Source organism: Pseudoalteromonas shioyasakiensis, assembly GCA_013391845.1.
Classification (GTDB): Bacteria; Pseudomonadota; Gammaproteobacteria; order Enterobacterales; family Alteromonadaceae; genus Pseudoalteromonas; species Pseudoalteromonas apostichopi.
Genome location: CP058414.1, coordinates 2,762,626 through 2,777,282, shown reverse-complemented (window position 1 = coordinate 2,777,282; position 14,657 = coordinate 2,762,626). Strand labels below are relative to the sequence as shown.

General features: G+C 41.5%; 9 protein-coding genes. 6 read left to right on the top strand and 3 right to left on the bottom strand.

What is annotated here, in order from left to right; genetic code table 11:
* Positions 1-47 precede the first annotated feature (47 nt).
* From HYD28_12645 to pabB, 3 genes are all read right to left on the bottom strand, one after another.
* Positions 48-1,424 (bottom strand): L-serine ammonia-lyase, encoded by a 1,377-nt coding sequence (locus HYD28_12645; protein QLE09740.1) that lies wholly within the window; start codon positions 1,422-1,424, stop codon positions 48-50.
* A gap of 101 nt (positions 1,425-1,525) precedes the next feature.
* Positions 1,526-2,104, bottom strand: coding sequence for a CoA pyrophosphatase (locus HYD28_12640; protein QLE09739.1), 579 nt, complete (start codon positions 2,102-2,104; stop codon positions 1,526-1,528).
* Positions 2,105-2,121: 17 nt separating this feature from the next.
* Entirely contained in the window at positions 2,122-3,465 is a 1,344-nt protein-coding gene (gene pabB / locus HYD28_12635; protein QLE09738.1) for an aminodeoxychorismate synthase component I, read from the bottom strand.
* Between the two features lie 181 nt (positions 3,466-3,646).
* Between pabB and HYD28_12630 the strand changes: the two genes are divergently transcribed.
* From HYD28_12630 to HYD28_12605, 6 genes are all read left to right on the top strand, one after another.
* Complete coding sequence (locus tag HYD28_12630) at positions 3,647-5,173, top strand: fumarate hydratase (GenBank protein QLE09737.1); 1,527 nt, start codon at positions 3,647-3,649, stop codon at positions 5,171-5,173.
* 400 nt (positions 5,174-5,573) lie between these two features.
* On the top strand, positions 5,574-6,614 hold the full coding sequence (locus tag HYD28_12625; GenBank protein QLE09736.1) for a Glu/Leu/Phe/Val dehydrogenase: 1,041 nt from the start codon (positions 5,574-5,576) through the stop codon (positions 6,612-6,614).
* Between the two features lie 157 nt (positions 6,615-6,771).
* Positions 6,772-7,407: a chloramphenicol acetyltransferase gene (locus HYD28_12620; protein QLE10558.1), complete on the top strand. Its 636-nt coding sequence runs from the start codon at positions 6,772-6,774 to the stop codon at positions 7,405-7,407.
* A 131-nt stretch (positions 7,408-7,538) separates the two neighbouring features.
* The gene (locus tag HYD28_12615) at positions 7,539-10,445 is read left to right on the top strand and encodes a diguanylate cyclase (protein QLE09735.1); all 2,907 of its coding nucleotides are present in this window, start codon (positions 7,539-7,541) and stop codon (positions 10,443-10,445) included.
* Positions 10,446-10,534: 89 nt separating this feature from the next.
* Positions 10,535-11,359: a zinc-dependent peptidase gene (locus HYD28_12610; protein ID QLE09734.1), complete on the top strand. Its 825-nt coding sequence runs from the start codon at positions 10,535-10,537 to the stop codon at positions 11,357-11,359.
* Positions 11,360-11,466: 107 nt separating this feature from the next.
* Positions 11,467-14,652, top strand: coding sequence for a PD40 domain-containing protein (locus HYD28_12605; protein ID QLE09733.1), 3,186 nt, complete (start codon positions 11,467-11,469; stop codon positions 14,650-14,652).
* The last annotated feature ends 5 nt before the right edge of the window (positions 14,653-14,657 follow it).

Here is a 14,657-nt window from a genome sequence, read left to right as displayed (position 1 = left end):
GCCGCGTTAAAGCGGCTTTTTTTATTGTGCTCAAAACGTGCTATAAATTAACACTCGATGATATTAACAGCTAAGCCACCGCGCGCGGTTTCTTTGTATTTTGTTTTCATATCATTTCCTGTGTCGAGCATGGTTTTAATGACCTTATCAAGCGTAACCTTTTGCTCGCCAGAACCGCGCATTGCCAAACGTGATGCGTTAATTGCTTTAATTGAACCCATCGCATTACGTTCAATACACGGAACTTGCACAAGACCGCCAACAGGGTCACAAGTTAAACCCAGGTTGTGCTCCATACCGATTTCAGCGGCATTTTCAACTTGCACAACATTACCACCCATTATTTCAGTTAGTGCACCAGCGGCCATTGAACAGGCAACGCCCACTTCACCTTGGCAACCTACTTCAGCACCCGAAATTGAAGCATTCTTTTTATATAAAATACCAATTGCTGCAGCTGTTAATAAATAACGTGTTGCAATATCACGGTCTACTTCTTTAATGAAAGTGTGATAATACATTAATACCGCTGGCAAGATACCCGCAGCACCATTGGTTGGTGCGGTAACAACACGGCCACCTGCTGCATTTTCTTCATTTACTGCAAGAGCAAACAAATCAACCCAGTCCATTGCGCGCAATGGGTCATTATTAACCTCAATATTTAATTTAAGGTGTAAGCTTGGTGCGCGGCGTTTTACTTTTAAACCACCTGGTAAGATACCCTCTGTACGCATACCTCGCTCGATACAGGCTTTCATTACTTGCCAAATATTAAACAGCTCATCTTTAATTTCTTTTTCGCTGCGTAGAGTTTTTTCGTTGTGCATCATAAGCGTTGATACACTAAAACCTGATTCACGGCATAGATCTAATAGCTCTTTTGCAGTATTAAACGGGTAAGGAGCTGGGTTTTCTTCGCGTATCTCGAGCGCTTTTTGTTTTTCGTTCTCGAACTCATCATCGCTTACGATAAAACCACCACCGATTGAGTAATACACCTTACTAAATAATTTTTCGCCATTTTGGCTGGCAATGATTTCCATTGCATTTGAATGTTTTGGTAGTGTTTTACGGCGGTGGAATACAATCGCCCCTTGCTTTGGGAAATTGGCTTTATGGCTTTGGTTTAAATAAATAACCTGTTCTTTTTCGATTTTTGCGAGGATATCGTCTACTAAATCAGCATCAATGGTTTCTGGATCATAACCAGCAAGACCTAATATTACGGCTTTACCAGAGCCGTGGCCAATACCTGTCTGCCCTAATGAGCCAAACAGCTCAACTTTAATATCTGTCACGTTTGCAAGTAAGTTTTTTTCTTCTAATTCGTTTACAAATAAACGCGAAGCGCGCATTGGGCCAACAGTGTGAGATGACGATGGGCCAATACCAATACTAAACATATCGAATGCACTGATCATAATTTGCTACTCATTTTTCTATTAACGGCATACTACCTGCCTTTGAACGGTGCCACATGATAACGTTTAAACGTGTCTGTGTAACCCTAAAAGCAGGATAATTAAACTGGTAGGGCGAGCTGTTTGATAAAGTTATTAATAATGCTGGCTGTTGCCCCCCAAAGCAGACCATGCGGGGTCATTAAGCCTTGTAAAATAATGATTTTACCATTTCGTTCAAAGGGCAAGGGCTGCCAATTTTGTTGATTACTCAAATAAGATAAAGGCAGTAAAAAGCTAGCAGCAACTTCGTTGGGATCTGCCTGCCATGTTGTGCCTTCGCTAAGGACACAAACAAATGGCTCAATAGTGAAACCGGTTAGGGTCGCGTATTGGTGTAATTTACCGTGAACCGTCACTTGATGTGTCGCAATATTGAGCTCTTCATTGAGCTCTCGAAGGGCTGTGTGCATCAAAGAGTCATCATGCTTTTCATACTTACCACCTGGTAAGCAAATTTCCCCCGGGTGGTGAAGCAGATAACTTGGTCGTTTACATAGTAATAAATGTGCTTCGTCATTTACATCAAGCAATGGTAGCATCACGGCACTGGCGCGCTTTTCGGCATTAAAGCGAATGGTGGTAGGGCTCTGTGTGGTTTTACTTAAACTAAAACGAGCTATTATTTGCTGACTATTCAAGGTAGTTACTTCAACTTTTACTTTAACAAAGGCAGTATTTTATTTACTTTATCGTAAGTTTCTTGGTACTCCAAGTCGACCTTTGAATCAGCCACAATGCCGCCGCCAGCCCAGCAATAGATAGCACCTTGATGACACACTAAAGTACGAATTGTTATACTGGTATCCATGTTGCCACAGGCACTCAAGTAGCCAATTGAGCCGCAGTACACACTACGGCGATGCGGTTCAAGCTCTTCTATGATTTCCATAGCGCGAATCTTCGGTGCTCCGGTAATTGAACCACCCGGGAAAGCAGCATGAATTTGGTCAACGGCATCTTTGCCATCCGCTAATTCTGCGCGCACAGTACTTACTAAGTGATGTACTGCCGGAAAGCTCTCTATGGCAAATAAGGACGGCACGGTGACACTACCTGGGCGGGCAACTTTTCCTAAATCATTACGCAAAAGATCGACAATCATGACATTTTCCGCACGGTCTTTCTCAGATTGTTGTAAGCGAGAAGCTTGCGCTTGGTCTTGTTCATGGTCGGCCAAACGAGGAAGCGTTCCTTTAATTGGTTTGGTTTCTATTTGGCCCTGGTTAACTGAAATAAAACGCTCAGGCGAGATTGATAAAATAGCGCCATCAGGGTGGTTTATATAGCTTGAGAATGGTGCTTTATTGGCTTCTCGCAACTGTTTATAGGCTTGCCATGTTGAACCCGAAAATTCAGCTCTAAATCGCTGAGCAAGGTTGATTTGGTAGCAATCACCGTTTTTTAAATAAGCTTGAATTTGTTCAAACTTTTCGCTGTAGCTGGCTTTGGTCATATTTGAGTGCCAGCCACTTGTTAGAGCGAACTCTGCACTTTCTGGTGTTTCGTTTAGCTGCTGTTGATAGAGTGCTAAGCGATTATGATTTGGCTGACAGACGTAAAACCAGCTTTGTTGTTGCTTATCAAAAATAAGGGCATCAGGATAAAGACCTATTGCCATTTGCGGCATATTAATATCGTTTTCGGCAGTAGTCGGCATGCTTTCAATCACGCGACCTAAATCATAACCAAAATAACCAAGCCAACCACCAGTAAAAGGTAGGTTGTTTGAGTTTGGTGTGTGATTAAACTCCCTAAGACCAGATTTCATCAAACTAAAGCAATCACTTGATTGTAATTTACCATCTACAAAGCACTGATTATCGCGCACCTCTAATTGCTTTAATGGCGCAATGGCAATGATATCGAATCGGCTATTCACATGCTCGCTATTAGCTGAATCAAGTAACACGGCGTGGGGCAAATGAGCGAAATGAGTAAATAGCGTGATGCAATCACCGCTTAATTCTAATTTAATGCATAAATTTTCATCGTTTATCATCTACATTGCCCTGAATAACTAGCCCGAAACGGGCGAGGAGGGTATCATAAGTTAAATTTGATTGGCAGCGTTATGATTTCCTTTATAGTGATGCCATGACTAACCCGTAGAGTAAATCTTCGTCACCGGTTTACTCAGGATCACGTACAGCGCTACGCGATAAAAACTTAAGGAACCCGTAATGAGTACAATTCGTCAGCAAGACTTCATTGATAGCATTGAAGATGCATTGCAATACATTTCTTTTTATCACCCTCTCGATTTCGTACAAGCCTTAGAAAAAGCTTACAACAAAGAGCAAAGCAAAGCGGCAAAAGATGCCATTGCGCAAATTTTAATTAACTCTCGTATGTCTGCTGAAGGTAAACGTCCACTGTGCCAAGATACAGGTATCATTACTTGTTTCGTAAAAGTAGGTATGGATGTTAAGTGGGATAAAACAGACATGACTGTTCAGCAAATGGTTGATGAAGGTACCCGTCGCGCATACTTAAACCCAGATAACCCGTTACGTGCATCAATTGTTGCAGACCCTGCTGGTACGCGTAAAAACACCAAAGACAATACACCATCAGTTGTTCATATCGACTTAGTGCCAGGCGCTGAAGTTGAAGTAATGGTTGCGGCTAAGGGCGGCGGTTCAGAAAATAAAACGAAAATGGTTATGCTTAACCCGTCTGATGATGTGGCTGCATGGGTTGAAAAAACATTACCAACTATGGGCGCTGGTTGGTGTCCACCTGGAATGCTAGGTATAGGTATTGGTGGTACTGCAGAAAAAGCAGCTGTTCTTGCGAAAGAATCTCTAATGGACCCAGTTGATATTCACGAGCTTATTGAGCGCGGCGCAGAAACGACTGAAGAAAAAATGCGTATCGATATCTTCGAACGTGCAAATAAATTAGGTATTGGTGCACAAGGCCTAGGCGGTTTAACAACAGTGGTTGATGTAAAAATCAAAACTGCACCGACTCACGCAGCCTCTAAACCAGTGGTTATGATCCCTAACTGTGCAGCAACTCGTCACGTTCACTTTACGTTAGATGGTTCAGGCCCTGCTGATCTTAAAGCACCGAAACTAGAAGATTGGCCAGAAGTTACGTTTGAAGTTGGCGAAGGTACACGTCGCGTTGATTTAAACACACTGACTAAAGAAGATACGCAAGAATGGAAGATGGGTGAAACTGTACTTCTGTCTGGTACTATCTTAACGGGTCGTGATGCAGCTCATAAGCGTCTACAAGACATGATCCAATCAGGTGAAGGTTTACCAGAAGGCGTTGATTTTGATAACAAGTTTATCTACTACGTTGGCCCTGTAGATGCTGTGGGTGATGAAGCAGTAGGCCCAGCAGGCCCTACAACTGCGACTCGTATGGATAAATTCACCGATATGATGTTAGAAAACACAGGCATCATCGGTATGATTGGTAAAGCTGAGCGTGGTCCTGCTACAGTAGAATCAATCAAAAACAATAAGTCTATCTACTTAATGGCGGTAGGTGGTGCAGCTTACCTTGTTTCTAAAGCAATCAAGAAAGCACGTGTTGTTGCGTTCGAAGATTTAGGTATGGAAGCAATCTACGAGTTTGAAGTAGAAGATATGCCAGTAACCGTTGCTGTTGATAGTGAAGGTGCGAATGCGCATACGCAAGGTCCAGCTATTTGGAAAGCAAAGATCGAAGAACTTGATGGCAAATTAAAATAACCATCTTGTAACTCTTTAAATAAACGGCGCAACAGCGCCGTTTTTTTCAGCTCTGACCAGTCTTAGTTATTTCTTCACCATACCCTTAAAAAGCATATATTTCTTGGCTTTATCGATACAATTTCTTTGTAATATTTTCTTTACGCTATACTTTACCTTTACGTTCACGTAATTAAGTATGCAATGTTAATATTTTGTTTTGAATTAACAATGCTTAAAGTGTGCTTTTTATGGTGTGTTTTTTCTTTAAAGTGTTATTTTTTGAGTTGTTATTTCGGCAGGGGAACTTTGCTTAGTTTTATCATCTCATATAGTGGCAAGGGAGCAAACGAAGTGATAAAGTCTCGGCACTTTCAGCGCTCACACCCCTTAGGGTAAGAAAATTTCGGAGTATTTAACTGTGGCTGTATTTAATAAAGTCGACTTTGATAACCACGAGCAAGTGGTGTTTTGTTCAGATAAAGAATCAGGCCTAAAAGCTATTATCGCGGTTCATAATACCAAGTTAGGTCCAGCAGTTGGTGGTTGCAGAATGTGGGACTACTCAACAGATGAAGATGCTGTAACTGACGCACTTCGTTTATCAAAAGGTATGACGTATAAAAATGCTGTGGCACGCTTACCATTTGGTGGCGGTAAGTCAGTGATTATTGGTAATGCAAAAGAAATAAAATCAGAGCAACTTTTCCGTGCATTTGGTCGTCAATTAGAGCGATTAAGCGGTAGCTACTATTCAGCTGAAGACGTGAACATCACCTGTGACGATGTTGCTATTATGAATAAAGAAACTAACTATGTATTAGGTCTTGAAGGTAAAAGTGGTAACCCATCACCTTTCACTGCTTATGGTACATTCTTAGGTATTAAAGCTGCATTACAACATCAACGTGGTCACCAAGACCTAGCAGGTGTTAAAGTAGCAGTTCAAGGTTTAGGTGCGGTGGCGTATGGCCTATGTAAGCATTTACACGAAGCGGGCGCAACGTTATTTGTAACAGATATCAATGAGCAAGCTGTTGAGCGTGTTGTTAATGACTTTAACGCTACGGCTGTTGGTATTGATGAAATCTACGACTTAGATGTCGATGTTTATGCACCGTGTGCACTAGGCGCAACGGTAAACGACACGACTATCCCTCGTTTAAAAGCAACGATTATTGCAGGTTGTGCGAATAACCAATTAGCAGAGTCTCGTCACGGTGAAATTATTCGTGAAAAAGGTATCTTATACGCTCCAGATTACGTAATTAACGCAGGTGGTATCATCAACGTTTACTACGAAACAGCGCCAGAAGGTTATAGTGCAGAAGCATCAACGAAACACGTTGAAGGCATCTTTGATACCCTAACTGAAATCTTTGCTCGCTCTGAAAAAGAGCAAAAGTCGACGCATTTAATTGCAGATGAGCTAGCATTAGAAATCATCGAAAACGGCTTATAATTTAGTAAATTCACTAAATTTACAGTCAAAAAAAGGTGCGCAGGTCGCACCTTTTTTGTATCTGTTATTTATCGCATCAAGGTGACGAAGTTAAGCTTGCTAGGTACACTCAGCTTTTAAATTTCGAGGACACCTAATGAAAGCTCCATCTTGTGAAATCACGCCTATTGATCTAGCGACTTGGCCTCGTAAACAGCATTTTGCTTTTTTCAAAGAATTTTCTCTGCCTTATTTTAATGTGTGTGTTTCGCTCGATATGGCAGCTCTCTACACTAAATGTAAAACAGAGTCTTATTCGTTTTTTCACTGCTATGTCTACCTAACACTTGAAGCATGCCATGATTATGCGCCGATGCGTCAACGTATTATTGATTGTTTGCCAGTACAACTGTCATCGGTAAGAGGCAGTGTTGTAGAGCTTGCTGAAGATGAAACATTCCGCTTTAGTTATTTTGAAAAACAAGCGTCGATGGACGATTTCTCAAAACATGCCATTGCAGCGAGCAAAACAAGTAAAGCAAAGCCATTTTTTTCTGATGCATTTGCTGCAACAGAAGGGCAGCCTGATCTTATTCATATCTCAGTGCTTCCATGGTTAAACTTCACAGGCTTCTCGCATGCCGTGAGTGAGGGGCACGGCCTTGGTATACCTAAGTTTGTGTTTGGTCAATATGACTCGAAAACTGGCAAGATGCCACTCTCAATTGATGTGCATCATGCTTTGATGGATGGCTTACATGTGGCGCGATTTTTGAAAATACTGCAAGATAAAATTACGAATTTTTGTAATTGATTGTTGCTAAATGTCATTAAAGTGAGTAAGAATTGCAACTAATGTAGTATTATCTGAAGTTAGCGATGACTTTGGCTTCACAGAGCTACATCACTGAATAGAACGATAATAAATATCAGGGTTTTAGTTTTATGGTGCGGGTAGTTAGTTGTATTTTTCTTTTCTTATGTTTCAGCGCTTTTGCAGACTCTGCACGCCTCTCTCTGAGTGACTACTTTACAGAGACTTGGAGCACTCGCGCCGGACTTCCTCATAATAGTATTAATAGCGTTACGCAAACTAAAGATGGCTACATTTGGATAGCGACTTGGGAAGGCCTTTCTCGCTTTAATGGCCGTGAGTTTAAACTTTTCACTCGCACAGAAATTCCTGGTTTACCAGATTCAGGCTTACGTAGCCTTATTCCCATGGATAATGGAGATTTATATATCGTGGGTGCGCGAGGTGGTATTGCTCTTCGCTCACAAGGTGGGTGGCGCGCATTACCCAGTTCTTCTGCGATGGTAAATCATGCGCTTGTCACTGAACAAGGTGAGCTTTGGTTAGCACTAGAAGGACAAGGCATTACTTATCGTGCTTCTGAAAATGCCACTGAGCAAAAGTTACTTGATAAGCTGAGCGCATATCGTCTTTTACAGGACAAAACTGGGGTGATCTGGGCTGCTACCAGTGATGGACTCTATCAAATTATTAATAATCAAGTTCGTAGAGTAGGTCAAGAATCAGGCCTACCTGACGCCTCTGTCTTTACTTTGTTACTCACTAGTTCAGGTACCTTAATTGTTGGGACCGAAAAGGGAGTATGGAAAAAGCAGCAAGACAAATTCATTTCTGTTGACCCTGTACTGAATAAAGAATCTATTTCTAGCTTACTTGAAGATAGTGAAGGCGATTTGTGGTTTGGTACCATCAATAAAGGGGTGTTCAGACTCAGCAGTGTAGGACTTGAAAACTTGGCCGCCGATGATGGTTTACCCAACAACCGTATTTTATCTTTACTGCAAGATCGCGAAAAAAGTATCTGGGTTGGCACTAATGCTGGTTTATTTCGCCTGCGCGAAGCGCCATTTACAAATTGGAGTCAAAGTCGTGGGCTTGCATCTGACTATGTGCGTACCGTGTTATCGCATTCTGATGGTAGTTTGTGGGTGGGCAGTAGTAATGGTTTAAACCGTATTGAAAATGGCAAGCTCACAACTCTTAGCCAAGCCTATGAAAAAGACCCGCTATCAGTTTTAAGTTTAACCGAAGATAAACAAGGCACAGTGTGGTTAGGCACTTATACTGCAGGTTTAATGAAAGTGGTAAACAAACAAATTTACCCAGTAAGAAATCGCAGTAATGGTTTGATTAGTAATGAAGTTCGCGCTGTGTTGTTCGATAAAATGGATAACTTATGGATTGGCACTGCGGGTGGTTTAACCAAAATAGATCCTGCCGGGCAAACTGAATTATTCACCACAGAAGATGGTTTAATTGGTGATTTCATTATGGCCCTTGTCGAAGATGACCATGGCAGGTTATGGGTTGGTACGGGGGTCGGTGTTTCAATTTATGACCCAGCAACAAAGCAGTTTAAAACTCTAGAGTTTCCAAAGCAGTTCAGTACTGAGTATGCATTCGGCTTTTATTTAGATGACGATACTATGTGGCTTGCTACTGATAGAGGCCTAGTTCGCTACAATCTCAGCACAGATAAAATGAGCTTGTTTGGTCGAGATCATGGTTTACCAGTTGATAAGCTGTTCCAAGTAATTGAGCAAGGTGACTCATTATGGCTGACCAGTAACCGTGGTGTTATTCAAGTCAACAAAGCTCAGTTAGTTGCAATACTAGATAACCCTGAAAAAGTTCAACCAATGAGCATTTCGATGCAGCTTTATGATGAAGGCGATGGCATGTTGAGCGCGCAAGCAAATGGCGGTTCAAACCCTGCAGCTGTTCTTCATTCCGATGGACAAATATGGGTTGCTACTGCTAAAGGTGTCGCTATCGTAACACCAGAGCGCTTAAAAGAAGCTAGTAAACGACGATTATCGACGGTTATTGAAAGCTTTGAAGTCGATGGCAAACCAATGACTTTACCTGTTGGTAATGAAGTTTTGAGTTTACCTGCTGGTGTTTCTCGTGTTTCGTTTAACTATGCAGGGCTTAGTTTTATCATGCCTGGGCGTTTAAACTACCAAACTCAATTAAGTGGTTACAATCAACAATGGGTAGACAGGGGGCGTCTGGCCATTACGGAGTACACCAATTTACCGCCGGGTGAATATACCTTTAAAGTGCGTGCAGGGTATCCTAATAGTGATTGGCAAAATAATGAGCAAGTACTGCGTTTTAAAATCGCCCCTTATTTTTGGCAAAAAACTAGCTTTAAGTTATTTATCTTAATTGCCGTACTTTTTACTGCTTATGTCATTTATAAATACCGCTTATATCATTATAAGCGTATTGAAATTGAGTTAACCGAAAAAGTTGAACAGCAAATGCATGATTTACAAACCCAAGCGGATGCTTTTGCTCATTTAGCGAACCATGATCAGTTAACGCAATTACCGAACAGACGAGCTTTCGATAGCTGGTTATCTGAAAACTTTAATCAATTTCAGCGTGATAATAAAACGCTTAGTATTGCCATTATGGATATTGATCACTTCAAACTTATTAATGACAACTTCTCGCACTTAATTGGCGATAAAGTGATTTGTGAAATTGCTCGTTTGCTGCGCCTGAACTTCCCTGATGAAGGTTATGCCGCTCGTTGGGGCGGTGAAGAGTTTACTCTGCTGTTCCCTTATAAAAATGCTGAAGAAGCTGCAAAAATGTGTGAAATTATCCGTTTAGAAATAGCCGATTACGATTTTTCAGAATTAGCACAAGAGCTCTCAGTGACGGTTAGTTTTGGCGTTGCAGATAATGCAGAAGTTACTGATTATGACCGTTTATTATCACATGCAGATACAGCTCTTTATCACGCTAAAAACAACGGGCGTAATAAAATTTTTATTTATAATCAAGGTTGCACTGCGCTAGATTAGCCAATCTGAAAATAAAAATGTGTGTAAACAATTGATCTTTTTTTGTTTGCACACATTAAAGTATCAAGATTGTTTTTTAGGCGATAGTAATGCTTAACCTGGTTTTGATACTTTTTTTAATAATTTTTGTTGTGTGTTACTGGCGCTGGGACGATATCCGTAATCACTTTTGGCAGAAAAAATACCTCAATAATTCCCTCAATGCACAGCAAAAGAACCTGCTGTTAAACTATATGCCCATCTACCGAAAAATGACGGATGCAGATCGCGAAAAGCTGGAGCGTCACATCGTTTGGTTTTTAAATGAAAAACGCTTTATTGGCTGTGATGGCCTTGAGCTTAACGATGCAATGAAGTTGATTGTAGCGGCTGATGCTTGTGTTTTAGTGCTTAATAAACCTTGGCCTTTGTATCGCAATGTAAAAGAAATCCTACTTTACCCAAGCGCGTATTATGCCCCGCAAACTTCTCGTGATAATGCTGGGCTTGTCAGTTATCACAATACTGTGCGACAAGGTGAATCATGGCCGGGCGGAACGCTGGTATTGAGCTGGCATGATGTCCTTGAGGGGAATCGCTTGCCAAGTGATGGTCATAATTTGGTGTTTCATGAATTTGCCCATCAGCTCGACCAAGAAACCGGCAAAACTACAGGCACGCCATTGCTTTCGAGTAATGAGGATTACCAAAAGTGGGCAAAAGTATTTAGCCGTGCGTTTAATCAATTAAAAACCCATTTAGCCTATGGCATGCCTCATGTTATTCACAGCTATGGCGCGACCAATGAGGCAGAGTTTTTTGCTGTTATTACTGAAACCTTTTTAGAAAAGCCTGCTGAACTCAGACAGTTTGACCCAGAAATATACCATTTACTGGTTGGCTTTTATCAGTTTGATCCGATTGCGTGGCATTAGTCGACTATTTACGTCTGTTTAACACGAATCACTGGAATCTTGCTATGCTATTTGGTGCAATCCTAAAAGTGTGCATATAAGCAAAACAATAAAAAAGTGAGATTTCAATGAAGAAAATGCTTCATACAGCGCTTGCTGTATCGATTTCACTTGCTTTAACAGGGCAAGTGGCTGCAGCTGAGCAATCAAATGATGAAAAATGGCAGGTAGACGCACCAAAAGGCCAATTCTTAGACGCTAAAATTAGTGTTGAGCAAGGCACGTGGATGAATGTTGATATTAGCCCTGATGGTAAAACAGTCGTGTTTGACCTACTCGGCGATATTTATACCATGCCAATGTCTGGTGGTACTGCAACGCAATTAACCAGTGATATAGCATGGCAAATGCAACCGCGCTTTAGCCCTGATGGTAAGCACATTGCATTTACTTCAGACCAAGGTGGTGGCGACAACATTTGGGTTATGGATTTAAATGGTGAAAACCAAAAGGCAGTAACGAATGAAACATTTCGTTTATTAAATAGCCCAGCTTGGAGCCCTGATGGAGACTACTTAGTGGCTCGTAAGCACTTTACTGCAAGCCGCTCTTTGGGTGCAGGTGAAGTATGGCTATACCATAAAGCGGGTGGTAAAGGTGTACAGCTAACTGCACGCGAAAACGACCAAAAAGACTTAGGTGAGCCAATGTTCTCGCCAGATGGGCGTTATGTTTATTTCTCTCATGATGCAACGCCGGGTAAAACATTTCATTACTCTAAAGACTCTGTAGCGGGTATTTATAAAATTAAACGCTATGACCGTGAAACTGGCGATATTGAAACAATTATCGATGGCATGGGCGGGGCTATTCGTCCTACACCTTCGCCAGATGGTAAAAAGCTTGCTTACATCAAGCGTGATGATTTTCAAACAAGCTTGTACTTATATGACCTTCACACCGGTGAGCATACTAAGCTGTATGGCGAGCTTGAGCGCGATATGCAAGAGACATGGGCTATTCATGGCGTATATCCAACAATCGCTTGGACACCAGATAACGAACAATTGGTATTTTGGGCTGGTGGTACTATCCATAAGCTAGATGTCGATGATAAGTCTGTTTCGACTATTCCATTTAAAGTTGAAACCAATAAGCAAATTCAAAAAGCAGTGCGTTTTACACAAAACATCGATAGCGATAATTTTGATGTGAAAATGCTGCGCAATGTACAAATTTCACCGGATGGTGAAACGGCTATATTTGAAGCGCTAGGTCATATTTATAAGCGTGATTTAGAGTCTGGCAAAGTGAAGCGCTTAACTAAGCAAGACGATCACTTTGAATTATTCCCACAGTTCTCTCGTGATGGAAAGAAAATTGTTTACACAACATGGGATGATAATGAGCAGGGCTCAGTACGTGTTGTATCTGCGCGTAGTGGTCGTGGTGATACTATTACCAAAGAGCCGGGTAAATATGTAGAGCCAACATTTAGCCCAGATGGCAAAACGGTTGTTTACCGTAAAGCGTCAGGCGGCAGTATTCTTAATCCTACATGGTCATTAGAGCCAGGTATTTACTCAGTAAGTGCTAAAGGCGGTAAAGCAACGCTTATCACTAAATCAGGCTATCAACCACAATTTGGTGTAGCAAACGACCGTATTTATGTGATGAGTCCTTGGCCAAAACCAACATTAAGCGTTGTTGAACTTGAATCAAAACAAATTCGTAAACTTTATGAATCAGAGCATGCAACAGAGTTTAGAGTATCACCAGATGGTAAATACTTAGCGTTTGCAGAGCGATTTAAAGTGTTTGTCACGCCATTTGTTGAACGTGGTAAAACCATTAATATTGGCCCGAAAGATAGCCAATTCCCAATTGAGCAGCTCTCTGTTCGTGCGGGTGAAAATATCAGTTGGAGTGGTACAAGCGATAAACTTTATTGGAGCTTGGGCCCTGAGTTATATCATGCAAGCCTAGCGGGTTTATTTGATATTAACCAAAATGCTGAGACTGATTTTAAAGTTAAAAGTGGCGACAATATCGGTTTTACAAAAACCATGGCGGAGCCTAAATCTGTATTTGCATTAACTGGCGCGCGCATTATTACCATGAATGGTGAGCAGGTCATTGAAAACGGCGTTATTGTTACCGACGGTAAGCATATTAAAGCTGTAGGTAGTAAAGACAGTGTTGATATTCCTAAAGGCGCAGAAGTAATTGATGTGACTGGTAAAACAATTATGCCGGGTATTGTTGATGCGCATGCACATGGCTCGCAAGGTAGCGATGAGATCATTCCACAGCAAAACTGGAAGAACTTAGCTGGATTAGCGTTAGGTGTGACAACGATTCATGATCCATCAAACGACACCACTGAGATTTTTGCTGCAAGTGAAATGCAAAAAGCAGGCATGATTGTCGGCCCTCGTATCTTCTCTACGGGTACCATTTTATATGGTGCGAATATGCCAGGTTATACATCGCACATTGACTCGCTAGAAGATGCTAAGTTCCACCTTGAGCGCTTAAAGAAAGTGGGCGCGTTTAGTGTTAAATCATATAACCAACCGCGTCGTGAACAGCGCCAGCAAGTAATTGAAGCAGGTCGTGAACTTGAAATGATGGTTGTGCCAGAGGGTGGATCATTACTGCAGCACAACTTAACCATGGTGGTTGATGGTCATACGGGTATTGAACACTCAATTCCTGTAGCCAATATATACGATGATATTCGCCAGCTTTGGTCACAAAGCGATGTTGGTTACACGCCGACACTCGGTGTAGCATACGGTGGCATTTGGGGTGAAAATTATTGGTACGATAAGACTGATGTGTGGAATCACCCGCGTTTAAGTAAGTTTGTACCAAAGAATCAGCTTTTACCTCGTTCAATGCGTCGTGTTAAGGCTCCCGATCATCACTATAATCACTTTAACAATGCCCGTGTTGCCAAAGAGCTACAGGACTTAGGTGTTTTAGTCAATCTGGGAGCACACGGTCAACGTGAAGGTTTAGCTGCACACTGGGAGATTTGGATGTTTGCTCAAGGTGGTATGACGCCACTAGAAGCAATTCGTGCAGCAACGTTAGATCCTGCTAAATACATTGGCCTTGATAACAACATCGGTTCTCTTGAACCGGGTAAACTTGCCGATTTAATCGTTATTGACGGTAACCCGCTAACTAATATTCGTGATACAGATAAAATAGATTACACCATGATTAATGGTCGTTTATTTGATGCTGCAACAATGAACGAAGTGGGTGAGAAAAAACGCGAAAAGTTATATTTTGAAAAAATCTAACATAG

Bases quoted from the DNA above. Each gene is read 5' to 3' on its own strand.
- HYD28_12610 (QLE09734.1), top strand. From the start codon at position 10,535: ATGCTTAACCTGGTTTTGATACTTTTTTTAATAATTTTTGTTGTGTGT.
- HYD28_12615 (QLE09735.1), top strand. From the start codon at position 7,539: ATGGTGCGGGTAGTTAGTTGTATTTTTCTTTTCTTATGTTTCAGCGCT.
- HYD28_12645 (QLE09740.1), bottom strand. From the start codon at position 1,424: ATGATCAGTGCATTCGATATGTTTAGTATTGGTATTGGCCCATCGTCA.
- pabB (QLE09738.1), bottom strand. From the start codon at position 3,465: ATGATAAACGATGAAAATTTATGCATTAAATTAGAATTAAGCGGTGAT.
- HYD28_12605 (QLE09733.1), top strand. From the start codon at position 11,467: ATGAAGAAAATGCTTCATACAGCGCTTGCTGTATCGATTTCACTTGCT.
- HYD28_12630 (QLE09737.1), top strand. From the start codon at position 3,647: ATGAGTACAATTCGTCAGCAAGACTTCATTGATAGCATTGAAGATGCA.